Source organism: Vitreoscilla filiformis (assembly GCF_002222655.1).
GTDB lineage: Bacteria > Pseudomonadota > Gammaproteobacteria > Burkholderiales > Burkholderiaceae_C > Ideonella > Ideonella filiformis.
Genome location: NZ_CP022423.1, coordinates 1823804 through 1842253 on the forward strand (window position 1 = coordinate 1823804; position 18450 = coordinate 1842253).

Below are 18450 nucleotides of genomic sequence, written 5' to 3' on the forward strand. Positions count from 1 at the left end.
TCTGGCTCACACTGTCACATAATCGAACGTATATGTGACAGGTGCAAAATGTTGATCGGCTATATGCGGGTATCGAAAGCGGACGGCTCTCAAGCGACCGACTTGCAGCGCGACGCGCTGATTGCTGCCGGCGTTGATCCGGACCATCTCTACGAGGATCAAGCATCCGGCAAACGCGAGGATCGCCCCGGTCTGGTAAGCTGCCTCAAGGCGCTACGGCCAGGCGACACGCTGGCCGTGTGGAAACTGGATCGCCTCGGGCGCGACCTGCGGCACCTCATCAACACCGTGCACGACCTGACCGGACGCGGCATCGGCCTCAAGGTGCTGACCGGGCATGGCGCGGCCATCGACACCACGACCGCCGCCGGCAAGCTGGTCTTTGGCATCTTCGCGGCATTGGCCGAGTTCGAGCGCGAGCTGATTGCCGAGCGCACCGTGGCGGGTTTGGCGTCGGCACGGGCACGCGGCCGCAAAGGCGGTCGGCCTTTCAAGATGACGGCGGCCAAGTTGCGCCTGGCAATGGCGGCGATGGGTCAGCCGGAAACCAAGGTTGGCGATTTGTGCCAAGAACTCGGAATTACTCGGCAGACCCTGTACCGGCATATTTCACCCACCGGTCAGTTGCGTTCTGACGGAACGAAGTTGCTCAGTAAGGCTTGACCTTCAATCCATCATAACCTCCACCCATCGCCTGAAATAGTGCGGCACTATCAGCAAGCCGTTGCGCCTGCGCTGCGACCAAGGCAATGCTACTTTGTTGAGCCTGCTGCCTTGCAATCAGCAATTGCGTGTAGCTGGCTGCGCCAAGCGCATACTGACGCCCAGTGGATTCAAGGGAAGACTGTGCAGTTGAGTCTGCAAGCGCGAGTGAACTCAATGCCTGTGCATCGTGCTCCAGTGCGCTCAATGTGTCCGCCACGTTGCGCAGAGCGTCGAGCACAACGCCCTGATAATTTGCCGCTGCGGCATCCAATGCTGCCAGCGATGCCCGTTTTTCTGCGGGTAGTCCCGGATTGAATAGTGGCTGGGTCAACTGCCCCAGCACACTCCAAACAGCAGAGTTGCTGCCAAAAAGAGCCCCGGTTGTGAGTGCTTGCGAGCCAAGGTTTGCACTGAGGTTGATTTGAGGATACAGCTTGGCGATCGCCACCCCATATTCGGCATTCGCCGCGTGGAGCAATGCTTCTGCCGCCTGAATATCAGGCCGTCTGCGCACCAGATCAGAAGGCATCACAAGAGGCAATTCGGTGGGCAGTTTGAACTCGGCCAAAGTGAAATCGGGCACCTTCGCGTCACCAGGGGCCTGGCCGGAAAGCGTGGCCAGAAGATGCTCACTTTGTTGCAGTTGCTTGAGCAAAAGGGGTAGTCCAGAACGAGTTTGTTCGGTCTGCGTTTGCTGTGCAAGCAGCTCGTCCGGTGCTGCTTGACCAAGACGCACCCGCTTGCGGGTGACATTGATCTGCTCGTCCTGTGCTTCGACCATCGCTTTGGTGGCCGCAAGCTGACCCGCGAGTTTTGCTCGGACAATGGCGGTGGTGGTGATATTTGCCGCAAGGGTCAGTTGCGCGCCCGCCAGTTCATGGCTCCGGTAGTCCACACGAGCGGCCAGCGCTTCCAACGCACGACGATTCCCTCCAGCCAAGTCGAGGCGGTAATGCACGCCAACGCTGGCGTTGTAAAGACTGAACTCACGTGCATCGCCGGCCAGTCCGAGACCGCTGGGGCTCATCCGTTGGCGTTGCGCACCGATATTCGCATCGACTTGGGGGTAGCGCGTTGATCCCGCTTGCGCAGCATGAAGCTCCTGCGCCTGCAGCAGCGTCGATTTTGCAGAGGCTAACGTTGGACTGTTTTGTAAAGCCAGTGCAATCAGTGCATCGAGTCTGGATGACCCCAGGCTGTGCCACCATTCCAAACTGACCTCCCGACCGACCCGGAGGGTTTGCACCTCCCCCAAAAGGATTGCGGCCGAGGCGGTTTGCGCTGGCATGGTGGCAACGGTGTAATTAGATGTAGTCGGCGCTTCGGGGCGTTTGAAGTCAGGCCCGACCGCACAACCAGCCAACAAACCAACAAGTGCGAGAGATGTCAGGGCTCTGGCCGGCCATTGACTGGGTTTCGTGCATTGGCCTGTGCAAGTCAGGTCATCGGTTTTCATAAAAATGCTCCATGAACGGCTTACGGAAGCTCTGATGACAACCGAGGCAGCTTTGTTGTACCTTCGAAAAAGCAGAGATAACGGCTAGACCATCACCACGCTTGGCTGCGTCGCCCATAGCAGTAGCAGATTCGTGCGTCTGCCCATCGTGGCTGCGAAACTTCCCAGCATCGGTTCCGAGCCAAGCAAGAATGCGCATTTTTTCCGCGACGGGAGGCTCTGCGTGGTTGGCAATCTTCGGAGCCAACTCGACAACCACCGCCCACTCTTCCTTGGAAATTGCGCCTGTAATGGCCTGCATGTCGCGGCCTAATTTGTCCATCACACCGCGTAGTGCCATCGGCTTTGCGGGTTTTTCCGTCTGCGCGCCGACAGGGGTGGCTGATATGGTCATCACCGTGAAAAGCACGGCGGAAATGACCAGGAACGGTTTTTTAGTGCTGTTCATGAGACCCCCTTCTTTTTTCAGCGACATCGATAACGAGTGGCGCAGTCATTCAAAACTGCGCCCTTCACCCGCTTCCTCGTGAGTGACGCCATCGCGGATATGGTAAATGCGCTTGAACGTCGGGATGATTTTTTCGTCGTGCGTGACGACGATGACGGCGGTTTCAAAACGCCGAGCCATGTCGTTGAGGATGCGGATGACAGACATCGCACGCACCGAATCCAGCGGTGCCGTTGGTTCATCAGCCAGGATCACTGGTGGTCGATTGACCAAGCCGCGAGCAATAGCCACGCGTTGCTGTTCTCCGCCTGAGAGTTGTGACGGCATGGCCTTGGCGCGGTGCTGCACATCCAGAGCGGTGAGCAGTTCGAGCGCGCGTTTTCGCGCATCGTCATTGCCGGCACCCGCGAGCATCGGCAAGAGCGCCACGTTATCGGTGACATCGAGAAACGGGATCAGGTACGGCGCTTGAAACACGAAACCGATCTTGTCGCGGCGCAAAGCCCGCAGGTCGCGCACTTTCCATTCATCGTCGAAAATCACCTCGTTTCCCAGCACCATGCGACCGGCGGTGGGGTCAATCACGGCTCCCAGGCACTTGAGCAACGTGCTCTTGCCGGAACCGGAAGGGCCGATCAGGCCAACCACCTCGCCCGGCGCAACCTGCATGTTCACGTTCTTCAAGGCGAGAACCGCAGTGTCTCTCTCTCCGTAACGCTTGCTCAAGCCTTCGATGTGAATGCCTTTTGCCGTCATGTTCAGCCTCCAATCGCTTCGGCCGGATCGACCTTCAGTGCCATACGGATGGCGACAACGCTGGCCAGCACACAAATAACCATCACCGCGAAGAAACCCAAGATTGAATCGATGGGCATCAGCAATACGTATTTGGGAAACAAGGGTGCAGCGAAGGTAGCCGTGATCTTGCCAACGACAAAACCGATGACCCCAAGTACCAACGCCTGCTGCAAGATCATTCCCGCAATGGTGCGGTTGCGTGTGCCGATGAGCTTGAGCACCGCGATTTCGCGAATTTTGTCCATGGTCAGGGTGTAGATGATGAATGCCACGATGGCGGCGCTGACCACAGCCAGAATCACCAGAAACATGGCGATTTGCTTGGCGGATGTGGCAATGAGTTTGCCTACCAAAATCTCTTCCATCTGTGCGCGGTCATAAACCGTGAGCCGCTTCCAGCGTCGTATCGGTTCGGCCACCTCCTGTGGAGAGTATTCGGGTTGGATACGAACCAGCACGGCATTCACCGAGTTGTTGCTGGTTTTGTGAGGCAATCACAGCATCGAGCAGACCGGGCACGCCGGGGCGGTTGAAAAACCGGATTGGCTTCGGTGCGGCGACGCTGCATCAGGATGGCATCGTTGTCTTTGAGGAATTGCGCTTCTTGCGCATCCTTGAGTGGGATAAACACCATCGGATCGCCACTGGAGGAAACCATGCGGCGGGTCAGGCCAACGACTGTGTAATGGTTGCGGCGAATCTTCACCTCATCGCCCAGCCGAAACCCTGTGGCGATGTCCGCTACCGCCTCATAGTGGCCACGCGTAATCTGGCGTCCCGCGACCAATTGAGGTGGCCAGCCTGATGTTCCCGGTTCGCCTGCCGCGATGCCCACGACCATGGCACGAACATCTTTTTCACCTCTTCCGACCTGCATGGTCAGGTAGGTCACATTGGCGGCCTCTGCCACGCCCGGCAGAGTGCGGATGCTGCGCCACAGGTCATCAGGGATGCTGGAAGACTCGGCATAAGGGCCCAGGGTGTCTTTCTGTACCACCCACAAGTTGGCACCACTGTTGTCCAGCAACACCTTACCGTCATCGACCATGCCGCGATACACACCCGCCATGGTCAGCGTGACGCCAATCAACAGGCCCAAGCCAATGCCCGTAAAGATGAATTTACCCCAGGCATGAAGGATGTCGCGTCCGGCCAGGCTGATCACGGTGAGACTCCTGGCAGACGATCGACGATGTTAATCCGACTCTTGGCGCTGAGTGTCTTTTCGCTGTAGAGCACGACCTGATCGCCAACGCTCAAGCCCTCAACTACCTGAACCAGGCCATCAAGACTGGAGCGGCCCAGCACGACCGGAGTGAAAGTCAAACCTCCTTCAACCAGCTTCCATACACCGCGTTTTCCATCGACTGTCCGAATTGCGGCATTGGAGATGGTCGGCGCGGCAGGCAATTCGCCCAGTTGCACAGTCACCTCCGCCAACTCACCCAATGGTGGAAGTGGTACTGGAGGCGCGTTGAAAACGATTTTTGCCAGGGTTTCCTCAGTCACTGCATCGGCGCGAGGCTCGATGCGCAATACGTGTCCCGCCACAGCCTGAGATCGCCGTGATCTCAGAACAATCTTGGCTGGAAGCCCTGTAGCCAGTCCCTCGGCACTGATTTGATCAAAGCGTGTATCAACCCACAGGCTTGCGGTGTCAATTACTTCGATTACCGCTTGCCCCGCCACCACCGTGGTGCCAGGGTCTGCATCGCGTGCTGCGACCAGTCCGGCAACCGGTGCCACTAACCTCAAGTTTCCGCGTTGAGCGCGGAGCGCTTCCAACTCTGCGCGCAGACGCGCGATATCTTCTCGCGAGGCGACCAATGCCGCGCTCGCCACAGCCAGTTCTTGCCGTTTGGTGACTACCGTTTCTTCGCTGGTGCCACGCACCGATAAAAGCTGCTCATAGCGTGTGGCCTGTGTCTGCGCGAAAGTTTCTTTGGCAGCAGCCTGTCGAAGTGCAGCTTCGGAACTCTTGATTGCAGCCTGCTGAGCGCTGATGCGATCGTCCAGGTCCACCGCATCCATTTCACCGAGCACTTGCCCTGCTTTAACGGTATCGCCGACATGCACATCCAAGCGTTTGACGCGCCCGGCAACGGTGGGGCCGATTTTGTAAGTAAAGCGCGCTTGCACTGTCCCTATACCAGCTAATGCTGGGGCAACGGAGCGGGACTCTACCGTGCTGACAGTAGCTGCAACAGGAGCCAACGGCCCTGAACGCAAAGCAACATAGATGAAAAGCAGTAGAAGTGGAATGATGACGGCGACCAGGGCCAATGTGCGGCGTTGTAGACGTGGAAATTTCATGACGCACTCCCAATGCCACGACGATAGATTGCAAAAACACCAGAGGCATCGCGACGGATGCGAGCGGCGTCACCCGCGATGAGCGACTGCATCACCAAGCCCTGGATGGAGCCGATGAACGATACCGAGGCAGCCTCGATATCGAGGCTGGCATTAAGCTCGCCTATCGCCTTGCCCCTCTCCAGCAGATGGCGCAAGCGTTCTCCGTACCGCTGAATCAAGGTCTGAACCATCCTTTTAGGGAGTGTTTCTCCGGGCCGCTGCAACTCTCCGAAGAGCATCCGTGGCACGCCTGGATGCTCGGAAACGAAGTCGATATGAGCCATGAAGACCGCTTCCAGCGCGGCAAGAGGAGAAGTGATGTTCTGGGCCGCCTTGTCTACTCGGGAAAGAAGACGCTCAGCTACCCACGTCATCACTGCTTCGAGAATGGCATCCTTGGTGGGGAAATGCCGGAACAGCGCGCCTTGGGTCAGGCCCATGCGCTGCGCGATCGCCGTGGTGGTGATGTCGCTGGGATTCTGCTCAGCCGCCAGGTTGATCACCGCCTCTACGGTGGCCGCTCGCCGTTCATCAGCCGGAAGGTGCTTAGGGTGTTCGCTCATCGCCAATCCAAAAGAAAGTAATTTATTACTATCTTATCAGGTTGTGCGATGAGAGCAAGGCCCTATCTGACAGCACCCAATGAAATCAACGCCAAGCTCGATCCTGGCCGAGGTACTCGGCTTGGCCGGTGGAGACCCTACAGGCAGGCTTAGCTCGTACTGAATTTGGCCAGTTTTTTTCTTTCACCGGCATAGTGCAATCGGCTTCTGATGTTTGGTGCGGTCGTCTTCTGAAAATGACAGCTCTGTTGAGGAGATTCAGAGCCTGTCTGACTTGTTCGATGGTCTATTTAAAACCGTGAACATCGTTGTGTATCTGCGGCGTCAAGACCGTTTGGCCGTGAGTTTGTACAGCACCGCACTGCGGGTGGGTTGGACGCACAGCAACGTTTTGCCCAAGGCGGGTGCTGCACGATCGCATTACTATAATTTTCAACAATTGCTCGAACGCTGGTCGAGCGTCTTTGGTGAAGACCACGTGACCGTTCGCCTGTTTGAGCGTGCTCAATTTGCAAGCGGCAGTTTGTATGCGGATTTTTTACAGGCCTGTGGTTGGCCTGAATTGGTGGGGCAACTCGAAGAGTCTCCTGCGCACAATGAGGCTTTGTCGACGGTGGGGGCGTTGGCCTTGCTGGCCATTAACCAGGCCGTTGCCCGTTTCGTGGGCGAGGAAGAGCGCGTTGTGGGGCGGCGGGTGAGACTAGAGATGGCCGATAGGCTGACGCAGCGTTATCCAAGCGGAAAACCCACGATCACCAAGGCGCAAGCACAAAGCTTTTTGGCTGCTTTCACGGCTTCAAATGCCGAAGTTGAGCGGCGCTGGTTTGGTGGACAGCCGGTTTTTGGTACAGATTTCAGTGATTACCCCGATGAATTGGAAACGGTCAGTTTGCCTTGGGATGTGCTAACGACCGTATCTGAAACGGTGGTTCGTTATATTTTGGAAGTTCAGGCCAAAAAACAAGAAACAATTCAACCGGCTTTGCTGAGAATTGCTCAGCAACAGGCCTCGGCGGACAGCACCCTGCGCCAAGTCGCTCGGGTGCTGGACACAGTTGAGCCCCGGCTGGCCACACGGCTGTCACGCATTGCGGTGCAGATCAAGGGTCGTCCCGGGATCGACAACTGATTCAGTGGTGGTGATGGCCGTGACCACACCCCGGCCCATGCACATGGGGCGCTGGGGCCGCCACCACAGCCACCCCGATGGCTTTACCGCGCGTGGGCGTTGGTGCTGTGGTTGGGGGGTGATCATGTCCATGGTGGTTGTGTGAGCCTGCGCTGTAGGCCCCCCCTTCGGGTTCAAACGGCGCTTGCGTTTCAGTGACGATCAGGTGCATCTGGCGCAGCATATCGGCCAACACATGGTCGGGTTCGAGCGTCAGGCGGTCGGGTGCCAGCGCCAGCGGCACGTGGCGGTTGCCCAGATGGTAGGCGGCGCGCACCAAGTCAAATGGGCTGCCGTGCTCGGCGCAGGGGCGCACTTCCAGCACGGGTTGAGGTGCGGCTTTCACCACGATGAGCGTGCCGTCCTCGGCCACCAGCACATCCCCTCCACGCACCACAGTGCCGCGTGACAGGAACACGCCCACATGGCGCCCCGTGGAATCGGTGGCATCAAAGCGGCTTTTTTGGCGCACATCCCAATCCAGTTCGACGGTGGCGGCGCGCTTCAGCAGCACAGCGGCCAAGCCATGGCCGTGCGGGATGATTTTTTGGATGGTGAGCATTGGGTCGGGTGTGGTTGTTCGGGTTAAGAGGCTATTGAGAAGTGAGTAACGTTGGATTTATTAGTAGCGATCTGGCCTGTGTTGGATTTTTCTCAGAGTAGCTTATTATTGCACTGAGTAGTTTTTGGGTTGCCTTGTTGTTGGTGGCATAAAGGGTGACCCGAGTGCCACCAACAGAGACAGGGGGGCTCTGTAACACCATCTGAGCAACTGGAATCCAGCCGGCGGGTAGGTGATGAAACCATGAGTCGTACACGAATGCAAACTCGGTTTGATGGCGTGTCATCAAGGCTTCAATCCACAAATCGTTGGGGGCCCTGCTTTTTCGCGCATTGAGTGCTTCAATCGAACCTAATCCCCATAGATCCAACACAGGTTGTTGACTGTGTAAAGCAACCAAGCCCAAGTCATTGACGGCGATGGGGGCATTGAGTTCGCGCGCGATTAGGCTCATTTGCCATTGTTGTTCCCAAATGTTTTTCATGGCGCCTGGTGTTAGTTGTGTACAAACCCACAGGGGGCTCGCCATGATAAAAATAATTCCCAGCAAAAGTGCTTTTGTGAGTTGGTTGAGCCATTGAGTGGTGCCGAAGGTAATGATGACTTGATAAAGGAGTGCGTAGTTTTCGTAACGTCCAAACCAACCAAATTGGCCGAATATCATATGTAAGATGGCGGGGAGGATAATAACCAAGCTGCCCCAACTCCACTTCTTTTGATAGAAGGCCAGGCATGCATTAATGGAAGTCAAAACCAGTAACAGTTGGCCTGTCAGATTAAATGATTGGTGGTGGGCATTGGCGATAGCCCCCTCTAGTATTTCTAAATCGGGTGTGGAATCGAACAGGCCTCCTGTTTTCGACAGGATGGATGATGGCATCCACCCTAGGTTGACGGAATGCAGCCAGATTGAAAATATTGCGAGTCCTCCTAACGATATTAGGAGGCTAAAAATGGCAGCGCTAAGGGTGTTTTTGGAGTCGTTAGGGGCGGACGTGCCTTGAGAGAATTGCCAAGCGATCCAAGTCAATGTTGGTAAGGTGATTGCTAGGCCTTCATATCGAACCCAGGGTAACAAAGTAATGCTCAGCCAAAAATACCAACTATAGCGCGCCTTGATCAGTGAGCTAGCGATAACTGCGGCCATTAACAGTTGTAGTGAATGTTCCATGCCTGTAAATGCAACACCCCATATGTTCAAGCCGAACATGATGAGGGTTGTTTGAAGGGTGGCAATTCCCCATGGGTGTATGGATTTTAAAAAATTCCATATAAATAAACCGGTGGCGACAGTGCATCCCCAGTTAATGATCAGTGGGACTGTATCAAAATAATCACCTAACCATGCCCAAGGTGCTAGTAGAAATGGCCACAATAAACTTGATGAGGGAGCGCTATAGCTGCCTGGGTTGATTCCATAGTGCCCGTTTGCAATCTGTTTAGCGAGTGCTAAGTGAATGTACGGATCGTCGAGACTGTATATGACTCTACCAGCGATGAGCCAACTCATCATCAGTAAGATGACCAAGGGTGTACTTAATAGTACGCCTGCCATGATATATCTTGATGCGAAATGAGTGAAGAACTTTTGTTTTGAAGAGAAAATCATAATGGACATTGATGATAGTTTTGTAGCACTTGTATCAGTGGCTTGTTGAAATTTATCTAACAGTTGACCACGCTATCACATCACAGAGGAGGGTGACGAGAGCAGGTGAGCTCGACGGTCTGGGGACGGAGCGCACCTGTTCTTGCGGCAGCAGTGTACTTTCGTAAAAATCAGAACAAGAAATAGCGCTGCGCCATCGGCAACTCGGTGGCCGGCTCACACGTCAACAACTGACCATCGGCGCGCACGCTGTAGGTTTGCGCGTCGATTTCCATCGTCGGGGTGTAGTGGTTGTGAACCATGTCGGCCTTTTTCACGCTGCGGCAGCCCTTCACGGCGGCCAAGCGCTTGTGCAGGCCGTAGCTTTCCGCCGTGCCGTTGCCCAGGGCGGCTTGGCTCACAAAGGTGAGTGAACCGCGTGCCAGCGCCCCGCCAAAGGCGCCGAATTGCGATCGGTAATGCACCGGCTGGGGCGTCGGGATGCTGGCATTCGGGTCACCCATCGCTGCCATGGCGATGAAACCCCCCTTCATCACCAAGCTGGGTTTGACGCCAAAGAAAGCCGGTTTCCAAAACACCAAGTCCGCCCACTTGCCGACTTCCACCGAACCCACTTCGTGGCTCACGCCATGCGCCAGCGCCGGGTTGATGCTGAGTTTGGCGATGTAGCGCTTCAAGCGGGTGTTGTCGTTGCGCGAGGAGGTTTCAGCGGCGGACGCTCCCTCTCCCCTCGCGGGAGAGGGCTGGGGAGAGGGGGCGAGCCAGCCGCGCTGGCCCTTCATCTTGTGCGCCGTCTGCCAGCAGCGGATGATGACTTCACCCACGCGGCCCATCGCCTGGCTGTCTGAACTGAACATGCTGATGGCACCCAGGTCATGCAGGATGTCCTCGGCGGCAATGGTTTCGCGGCGGATGCGGCTTTCGGCAAAGGCCAAATCTTCGGCAATGCCCGCGTCCAGGTGGTGGCACACCATGAGCATGTCGAGGTGCTCATCCAGCGTGTTCACGGTGAAGGGCCGCGTCGGGTTGGTGGAGCTGGGCAGCACGTTGGCCTCACCCACCACACGCATGATGTCCGGTGCGTGGCCACCGCCCGCGCCTTCGGTGTGGAAGCTGTGAATGGTGCGGCCCTTGAAGGCGGCAATCGTGTCCTCCACAAAACCCGATTCGTTCAGCGTGTCGGTGTGGATCGCCACCTGCACATCGGTTTCTTCGGCCACGCTCAGGCAGCAGTCGATGGCCGCCGGCGTGGTGCCCCAGTCTTCGTGCAGCTTCAGGCCGATGGCACCGGCTTCCACCTGCTGGCGCAGCGCCTCGGGTCGGCTGGCGTTGCCTTTGCCGAGGAAACCCAGATTCATCGGGAAAGCGTCCGCCGCTTCCAACATGCGACGGAGGTTCTCCGGCCCTGGCGTGCAGGTGGTGGCAAACGTGCCCGTGGCCGGGCCGGTGCCGCCGCCGATCATGGTGGTCACGCCGCTGCTCAGGGCTTCTTCAATCTGTTGCGGGCAGATGAAGTGAATGTGCGTGTCGATGGCCCCCGCCGTCACGATCATCCCTTCAGCCGCGATGATCTCGGTGCCGGGGCCGATGACGATGTCCACGCCCGGCTGCACATCCGGGTTGCCCGCTTTGCCGATGGCGACGATGCGCGAGCCTTTGAGGCCAATGTCTGCCTTGACGATGCCCCAATGGTCGAGGATCACCGCGTTGGTGATGACGCAATCGCACGCCTCATGCGCCCCGGGGCCGTTCACCACTTGGCTTTGGCCCATGCCGTCGCGGATGGTCTTGCCGCCGCCGAACTTCACTTCTTCGCCGTAGCCGCCGGCGCGCAGCGTGAAGTCCTGTTCGACTTCCAGAATCAGGTTCGTATCGGCCAGGCGCAGCCGGTCGCCCACGGTGGGGCCGAACATTTCGGCGTAGGCGCGTTTTCCTATCGTTGCCATGTTGTGTGTCTCCCTCAGAGCTTGCCTTGCACCAGGCCGCGAAAACCGTACACGGTGCGCTCGCCGGCCAAGTCCACCAATTCGACGGTGCGTTGCTGCCCCGGCTCAAAACGCACCGCCGTGCCGCTGGCGATGTTCAGACGCATGCCGCGTGCAGCGTCGCGGTCAAAGCGCAGGCCGGCGTTGGTTTCGGCAAAGTGATAGTGCGAACCCACCTGAATGGGGCGGTCGCTGGCGTTTTGCACCACCAAGGTGAGCGTGCGCCGGTTGGGGTTGAGGGCGATCTCGCCCTCGTCGGTGAAAAGTTCGCCGGGAATCATGGGGCCGCTCCGATCATGCAATGGGTTGGTGCACGGTCACCAATTTGGTGCCATCGGGGAAGGTGGCTTCGACCTGGATCTCGGGGATCATCTCGGCGATGCCGTCCATCACCTGCTCGCGGGTGAGCACGGTTTTGCCCTCGCTCATGAGCTGGGCCACGGTTTTGCCGTCGCGCGCGCCTTCCATGATGGCGGCGGTGATCAGCGCCACCGATTCCGGGTAATTGAGCTTGAGGCCACGCGCCAAACGCCGTTCGGCGAGCAAGGCGGCGGTGAAGATGAGCAGCTTGTCTTTTTCGCGGGGGGTGAGTTCCATCCGGGTCTCCAGCATGAACGGGCCAGTATCGAGCAAGCCAAGTGCCATGGCTCAACCTGAGCGCAGCGTCACTCGATTACAAAGCGGTTTCCAAGGCAAGATGGATGGAATGAAAACCGCATGCTGCGCGGTGGTTCTTCTGAGAAAGTGGATTTGTTGTGGCTGTTCTTCCTGATTCCCTGACGCCGTTGGCTTGGTGGCGCGGCGCCGTCATCTACCAGATCTACCCGCGCAGTTTTGCCGATGCCAATGGCGATGGCATCGGCGATCTGCCCGGCATCACCGCCCGGTTGGATCACGTCGCCCGGCTGGGGGCCGACGCGATCTGGATTTCGCCCTTCTTCAAAAGCCCGATGCAAGATTTCGGCTACGACGTGGCCGATTACCGCGATGTCGATCCGATCTTCGGCACGCTGGCGGACTTCGACGCACTGCTGGCCCGTGCCCACGCGCTGGGCCTCAAGGTCATCATCGACCAAGTGCTGTCGCACACCTCGGATCAGCACGCTTGGTTCGTCGAAAGCCGCACCAGCCGCGACAACCCGAAGGCCGATTGGTACGTCTGGGCCGACCCGAAACCGGATGGCACGCCGCCCACCAACTGGCTGAGTGTGTTCGGCGGCAGTGCCTGGCAGTGGGACAGCCGGCGGCGTCAGTACTACCTGCACAGCTTCCTCACCAGCCAACCGGATCTGAATTTCCACAATGAGGCGGTGCGCGCTGCGTTGCTGGGTGAGGTGCGTTACTGGTGCGAACGCGGCGTGGATGGCTTCCGCTTTGACGCTTGCAACCACCAGTTTCACGACGCGGCGCTGCGTGACAACCCACCCGCGCAAACGGAGGAACAGCGCAGCGTCAGCACGGTGCGTCCGGACAACCCTTACGCCATGCAGCGCCATCTCTACGACAAGAGCCAGCCGGACAACCTGGCGTTTCTGGAAGACCTGCGCGCCGTGCTGGATGAGTTCGGTGCCGCCAGCGTCGGCGAAGTGGGCGACGAAAACGCGCCGCCACTCATGGCCGCTTACACCGAGGAAGGCCGGCGTTTGCACATGGCCTACAGCTTCGCGCTGTTGACGCGGGACGGCTCGGCGGCGCACCTGCGCGCCCAGGTCGAGGCGCTGGAAGGCGAGCTGGATCGCACTGGCGGCTGGGGTTGCTGGGCGCTGTCGAACCACGATGTGCCGCGCATCGCCAGCCGCTGGGCGGTGAATGGCGAGCGCGACGAACGCCAAGTGCGCCAACTGCTGGCACTGTTGTTGACCTTGCGCGGCAGTGTCAGCCTCTACCAAGGTGAAGAGCTCGGCCTGCCCGAAGCCGACGTGCCGTTCGAGTTGCTGCAAGACCCCTACGGCAAAGCCTTTTGGCCCGAGTTCAAGGGCCGCGATGGGTGCCGCACGCCCATGCCTTGGCATGCGCAGGCGCCGCAAGCGGGTTTCAACGCGAACGGTGCGGCGCCGTGGCTGCCACTGGGTGAAGGTCACGCCGCGCTGGCGGTGGATGTGCAGGAAGCCAACCCTTTCAGCACCTTGGCGTGGGCGCGGCAGTTGTTGACTTGGCGCCGCGCCGAGCCGCGTTTGCGCGTGGGTGAAATCTGCTTCCACGACGCGCCTGAGCCGTTGCTGGTGTTTGAGCGTCGGCGCTCCGAAGGCGGGCCGGCCTTGGTGCTGGCGTTCAACCTGGGCGCCGAGCCGATGCGTTTCACCTGGCCGGACACGGTGCCCGACCTCGTGCCCCTGAGCAGCGCCGCGCCGCTGCCCGCCCCCGCCGACTGGGGCCGTGAGTTGACGCTGCCGCCCTTTGGCATCGCCCTGGCGGCCACCGATGACGTTTGAGGCCCGCTTGTTTGAACCGTCTGGAGTGTGTGCTGTGACCTTTCCCGAAGCTGCCGATGGGCGTGCTGCGCCAGGCGCCAAGTCTGCCGAGGCGTTTGTGTCTCACCTGCGTGAGAGTGATGTTTGGCTGTTGGGCGAGGGCACCCATCTGCGCCCTTACGAGGTGCTGGGTGCGCATCCGCTGGTGGTTGGCGAGGGGGCACAGGCCGTGAGCGGTGTGCGCTTTGCGGTGTGGGCACCGTCGGCCCAGCGGGTGGCGGTGGTGGGGGATTTCAACGGCTGGGAGAGCCACGCTCACGCCATGCATTTGCACGCAGGTTGCGGGGTGTGGGAGCTTTTCATCCCACAACTGGGCGAGGGCGCACGCTACAAATTCGAGGTGCTGGGCTGGGACGGCGTGCTGCGCCTCAAGGCCGACCCCTACGCCAACCAAGGCGAACTGCGCCCGGCCACTGCCTCGGTGGTGCGTCGTTTGCCCGCTGGCGTGGCTCGTTCCCCCGAACGCCAGCGTGCCAATGCGCTGGATGCACCGATCAGCATCTATGAAGTTCACGTCGGGGCTTGGCGGCGTCGGCCCGATGGCACCTGGCTGACGTGGCCGGAGCTGGCCGAACAGCTCATTCCCTACGCGCAGGATTTGGGGTTCACGCACCTGGAACTGCTGCCGGTGCAGGAGTTTCCGTTCGACGGTTCCTGGGGCTACCAGCCGACCGGCCTGTATGCGCCCACGGTGCGCCACGGTTCACCTGAAGAATTCAAAGCGTTTGTGGAGGCCGCCCACGCCGCCGGGCTGGGCGTGATTTTGGATTGGGTGCCAGCGCACTTCCCCAGCGACGAACACGGCCTGGCGAAGTTCGACGGCACGCACCTCTACGAACACGCCGACCCCCGCGAGGGCTATCACCCGGACTGGAACACCCTCATCTACAACTATGGCCGCACCGAGGTGCGCAACTTCCTCATCGGCAATGCGCTGTATTGGATCGAGCGCTTCGGCGTGGACGGGCTGCGCGTGGACGCGGTGGCCTCCATGCTCTACCGCGATTACAGCCGTGGCCACGGCCAATGGCTGCCCAACCGTTTGGGTGGGCGCGAGAACCTGGAGGCCATCGAATTCCTGCGGCGCTTGAACCGGACGATTGGCATCGAGCGGCCTGAAGCGATCATGATCGCGGAGGAATCGACCTCGTTTCCTGGCACCACGCGCCCGCCGTCGGACGACTGCCAGAGCGGCGGCTTGGGCTTCCACTACAAGTGGAACATGGGCTGGATGAACGACACGCTGCGCTACATGGCGCGCCCGCCCATTCACCGCCGTTGGCATCAGGATGAGATGCGTTTCTCGCTGATGTACGCCTTCAACGACAACTTCGTGCTGCCGATCTCGCACGATGAAGTGGTTCACGGCAAAGGCTCGATGCTGCGCAAGATGCCCAGCGACGGCCTGCCCGGCGAATGGCAACGCTTTGCCAACCTGCGGGCTTACTACGGTTACATGTGGGGCCATCCGGGCAAGAAACTGCTGTTCATGGGCTGCGAGTTCGCGCAGTGGGACGAGTGGTGCGAGCAGCGCCCGCTGTACTGGCAGCATGTGAACGAGCCGGCACACGCCGGGGTGCAGCGTTTGGTGCGCGATCTGAACCGGGTGCTGCGGCATTTCCCGGCGCTGTTTGAGTTGGATGTGGCGTCGCAGGGCTTCCGCTGGATTCGCCATGACGATGTGGATCATTCCGTGCTGGCGTTTGAGCGTCGGGCGGCGGATGGTTCGCGGGTGGTGGTGGTGAGCCACTTCACGCCGGAAGTGCGTTCGGGCTATCGGCTGGGCTTGCCGCTGGCGGGGCGGTGGCGCGAGGTCATCAACACCGATTTGGCGATTTATGGCGGCTCAGGCGTGAGTGCGGGCGAGGTGGAAACGGAAGCGGTGGCGTGTGATGGACAGGCGCAGTCGGCGCTGTTGACGTTGCCGCCGTTGGCGACGGTGATGTGGGTGTGTGAGCCCTCACCCCAACCCCTCTCCCACGAGGGGAGAGGGGCTTCAAGCCCCGATGACTTGGCTCCCTCTCCCCTCGCGGGAGAGGGCTGGGGAGAGGGCAACGAACCGCATCAACCGACTGAGGTGGACGATGCCCAAACGCCCCTCGCCTGATCTGCGCGCCCCGCTGCCGCCGGGCGACGCCTTGCACCTCGGTGCCACCTTTTGCCCCGAAGGTGGCGGCGGGGTGAACTTCGCGGTCTGGGCACCGGAAGCCTCACAGATGTGGCTGTGCCTGTTCGATGCCGACGGCTCGCACGAGGTGGCCCGCCATCGCCTCGTCCATTGCCAGGATGGGGTGTGTGGCACGGCTGGCTGGCCGGCGCTCGGCCCGGTTGGGTGTACGGCTGGCGGGCCCACGGCCCTTGGGTGCCGGCGCAAGGGCTGCGCTTCAACCCGCAGCGCGTGTTGCTCGACCCCTACGCGCACGAAGTCGTCGGGCGTTACGCGGGGGATTTGAGCCGCCATCTTGGGCACGATCCGCTCGACCCCGATCGGCCCCATCCGCAGGACAACGCCCCGCTGGCGCTCAAAGCCCGGGTGGTGGCGCCGGAGCCGGCGTCGCCGCCGCGTCGAACCCCGTTGCCAACGCCTGAGCAGCGCGTGGTGGCCGAAGTTCACGTGAAATCGGCGACGATGTTGCATCCCGGCATCCCCAAGGCGCTGCGCGGCACGTATGCGGGGCTGGCGCATCCGGTGATGATCGACCATTGGCGCCGCCTGGGCGTGACCACGCTGGAACTGCTGCCCGTGCAGATGCGCGCCGACGAAGCCCGCTTGCAAGCGCAAGGGCTGGCGAACCATTGGGGTTATTCGACGCTGGCTTACTTCGCCGCCGAACCGCGTTACGCCCGCGCCGCCAGCGGTTCGCACGCCGCCCACGCGACGCCAGGCGGCTCGCACAACCCGGCGGCGTTTTCGGCGCACCAAGCGGCGCACGCCGGGGCTGAGCTGCGCCACGCCATCGCCACGCTGCGCGACGCGGGCTTTGAGGTGTGGTTGGATGTGGTCTTCAACCACACCGCCGAAACCGACGAACTCGGGCCAACGCTTAGTTTTCGTGGCCTGGCCAATCGCCATTGGTATCGGCTCGACCCGGAGGACGCGGCGCTGTACGTCAACTGGGCCGGCTGCGGCAACACGCTCAACCTGGCCGAACCGATGGTGCTGCGCTTCGTCATGGACGTACTGCGCCATTGGGTGACGCACTACGGCATCGACGGTTTTCGCTTCGATCTGGCCACCGCGTTGGCACGGGGCGGGGCGGGTGAGTTTGAAGCCGGCGCGGCCTTCTTCGCGGCGTTGCAGGCCGATCCGGTGTTGCGCCGCGTCACCTGGGTGGCGGAGCCGTGGGATTTGGGGCCGGGCGGTTATCGGGCCGGTGAGTTCCCCGCCGGTTGGCTGGAATGGAACGACCGCTGCCGCGACGCCCTGCGCGCTTACTGGCTGCGCCCGCAGGACGAACGCGCCCGCCGCGCCGAGTTGGCCACGCGCTTGGCGGGTTCCAGCGACCGCTTCAACGTCGATCCACGCCGGCCCCGTTCGCCGCTGGCGAGTTTGAACTACGTCACCTCGCACGATGGGTTCACGCTGCGCGATGTGGTCAGCTACAACCAGCGCCACAACCACGCCAACGGCGAGCACAACCAAGACGGTCACGCCGACAACCTGAGCTGGAACGGTGGCCTCGAAGGCCCGACCGACGATGCCGGCGTGCAAGCGCGCCGCCAACGCCTGCAACGCGCCTTGCTGGCGACGCTGCTGCTCTGCCGAGGCACGCCGATGCTGCTGGGCGGTGATGACATCGGTCACAGCCAGCGCGGCAACAACAACGCTTATTGCCAGGACACGCCGTTGAGCTGGTGGCACTGGGCCGAGGCCGACGCGGCATTGAGCGCCTACGTGGCACGCTTGATCGGCCTGCGCCGCAGCGTGCGGGCCTTGCACGCACCGCATTGGTTGCGGGGCAGCGCCCAAGCGCCGGACAGCGTGCCCGATGTGCGCTGGGCCACCCCCGATGGCCGCGAGTTATCGCCTGCCGATTGGCACCACCCGCACGAGCGCGCCTTGCGCGTCCACCTCGTACCGTCGGCGCAGGACGATGCGCAGGCCGAGGACGCGCTCCTCTTCCTCAACCCCGGTGACACCGACCTGCCCGCCGAACTGCCGCCCCCGGCACGCACCCGGCAGTGGTGGTGCCGCTTGGACAGCACCCAGCCACGTGGCGAGCCGCTTCAAACGCCGCCCGTGGCCGCTGGCACCTTCTGTTTGCCGGCACGCAGCGTGCAAGTGTGGTGCGGCTGGCCTCCTGCTGCCCCCGAATTCCGCCCCTGACAA

General features: G+C 60.6%; 17 protein-coding genes and 1 pseudogene. 6 read left to right on the top strand and 12 right to left on the bottom strand.

Annotated features, from left to right (window positions below):
* Positions 1-48: 48 nt before the first annotated feature.
* The gene (locus tag VITFI_RS08670) at positions 49-663 is read left to right on the top strand and encodes a recombinase family protein (protein WP_089416610.1); all 615 of its coding nucleotides are present in this window, start codon (positions 49-51) and stop codon (positions 661-663) included.
* Here VITFI_RS08670 and VITFI_RS08675 read toward each other — a convergent pair.
* From VITFI_RS08675 to VITFI_RS08700, 7 genes are read right to left on the bottom strand one after another with little or no spacing between them, the layout of a single operon-like run.
* A complete protein-coding gene (locus VITFI_RS08675; protein WP_089416611.1) occupies positions 650-2161 on the bottom strand; it encodes an efflux transporter outer membrane subunit in 1512 nt (503 codons plus the stop codon). The genes VITFI_RS08670 and VITFI_RS08675 overlap by 14 nt on opposite strands.
* Positions 2148-2609, bottom strand: coding sequence for a cytochrome c (locus VITFI_RS08680; protein WP_198301379.1), 462 nt, complete (start codon positions 2607-2609; stop codon positions 2148-2150). The genes VITFI_RS08675 and VITFI_RS08680 overlap by 14 nt, the downstream gene beginning before the upstream one ends.
* Positions 2610-2654: 45 nt before the next feature.
* Entirely contained in the window at positions 2655-3365 is a 711-nt protein-coding gene (locus VITFI_RS08685; protein WP_089416612.1) for an ABC transporter ATP-binding protein, read from the bottom strand.
* A gap of 2 nt (positions 3366-3367) precedes the next feature.
* On the bottom strand, positions 3368-3874 hold the full coding sequence (locus tag VITFI_RS18995) for an ABC transporter permease (RefSeq protein WP_232476527.1): 507 nt from the start codon (positions 3872-3874) through the stop codon (positions 3368-3370).
* Entirely contained in the window at positions 3871-4572 is a 702-nt protein-coding gene (locus VITFI_RS19000) for an ABC transporter permease (RefSeq protein WP_232476529.1), read from the bottom strand. The genes VITFI_RS18995 and VITFI_RS19000 overlap by 4 nt, the downstream gene beginning before the upstream one ends.
* Complete coding sequence (locus tag VITFI_RS08695; RefSeq protein ID WP_089416613.1) at positions 4569-5720, bottom strand: efflux RND transporter periplasmic adaptor subunit; 1152 nt, start codon at positions 5718-5720, stop codon at positions 4569-4571. The genes VITFI_RS19000 and VITFI_RS08695 overlap by 4 nt, the downstream gene beginning before the upstream one ends.
* Positions 5717-6325 (bottom strand): TetR/AcrR family transcriptional regulator, encoded by a 609-nt coding sequence (locus VITFI_RS08700; RefSeq protein WP_089416614.1) that lies wholly within the window; start codon positions 6323-6325, stop codon positions 5717-5719. The genes VITFI_RS08695 and VITFI_RS08700 overlap by 4 nt, the downstream gene beginning before the upstream one ends.
* Positions 6326-6542: 217 nt before the next feature.
* On the opposite strand from VITFI_RS08700, the gene VITFI_RS08705 reads away from it, so the two are divergent.
* Positions 6543-7454, top strand: coding sequence for a hypothetical protein (locus VITFI_RS08705; RefSeq protein ID WP_157725618.1), 912 nt, complete (start codon positions 6543-6545; stop codon positions 7452-7454).
* Position 7455: 1 nt separating this feature from the next.
* Here the strand turns inward: VITFI_RS08705 and ureE are convergent, their stop codons facing one another.
* The 5 genes from ureE to VITFI_RS08730 all read right to left on the bottom strand — a co-directional run bounded on the left by ureE (position 7456) and on the right by VITFI_RS08730 (position 12246).
* On the bottom strand, positions 7456-8055 hold the full coding sequence (gene ureE / locus VITFI_RS08710; RefSeq protein WP_089416616.1) for an urease accessory protein UreE: 600 nt from the start codon (positions 8053-8055) through the stop codon (positions 7456-7458).
* A 31-nt stretch (positions 8056-8086) separates the two neighbouring features.
* Complete coding sequence (locus VITFI_RS08715) at positions 8087-9673, bottom strand: hypothetical protein (RefSeq protein ID WP_198301380.1); 1587 nt, start codon at positions 9671-9673, stop codon at positions 8087-8089.
* A 161-nt stretch (positions 9674-9834) separates the two neighbouring features.
* Positions 9835-11610, bottom strand: a complete 1776-nt coding sequence (gene ureC, locus VITFI_RS08720) for an urease subunit alpha (RefSeq protein ID WP_089416618.1) — start codon at positions 11608-11610, stop codon at positions 9835-9837.
* A 14-nt stretch (positions 11611-11624) separates the two neighbouring features.
* Entirely contained in the window at positions 11625-11930 is a 306-nt protein-coding gene (locus VITFI_RS08725) for an urease subunit beta (RefSeq protein WP_089416619.1), read from the bottom strand.
* 13 nt (positions 11931-11943) lie between these two features.
* Positions 11944-12246 carry an urease subunit gamma gene (locus VITFI_RS08730; protein WP_089416620.1) on the bottom strand — a complete coding sequence of 101 codons (303 nt, stop codon included), beginning with the start codon at positions 12244-12246 and terminating at the stop codon, positions 11944-11946.
* Between the two features lie 158 nt (positions 12247-12404).
* Here VITFI_RS08730 and VITFI_RS08735 point away from each other — a divergent pair, with 158 nt between their 5' ends.
* From VITFI_RS08735 to glgX, 4 genes and pseudogenes are all read left to right on the top strand, one after another.
* Positions 12405-14081, top strand: coding sequence for an alpha-amylase family glycosyl hydrolase (locus VITFI_RS08735; RefSeq protein ID WP_232476530.1), 1677 nt, complete (start codon positions 12405-12407; stop codon positions 14079-14081).
* Positions 14082-14115: 34 nt separating this feature from the next.
* Positions 14116-16227 carry a 1,4-alpha-glucan branching protein GlgB gene (gene glgB / locus VITFI_RS08740; RefSeq protein ID WP_232476532.1) on the top strand — a complete coding sequence of 704 codons (2112 nt, stop codon included), beginning with the start codon at positions 14116-14118 and terminating at the stop codon, positions 16225-16227.
* Positions 16205-16387 (top strand): annotated as a pseudogene (locus VITFI_RS18905) (hypothetical protein); the annotation flags it as partial. The gene glgB and the pseudogene VITFI_RS18905, both read left to right, overlap by 23 nt.
* A gap of 26 nt (positions 16388-16413) precedes the next feature.
* Positions 16414-18447, top strand: coding sequence for a glycogen debranching protein GlgX (gene glgX, locus VITFI_RS08745; RefSeq protein ID WP_157725621.1), 2034 nt, complete (start codon positions 16414-16416; stop codon positions 18445-18447).
* The last annotated feature ends 3 nt before the right edge of the window (positions 18448-18450 follow it).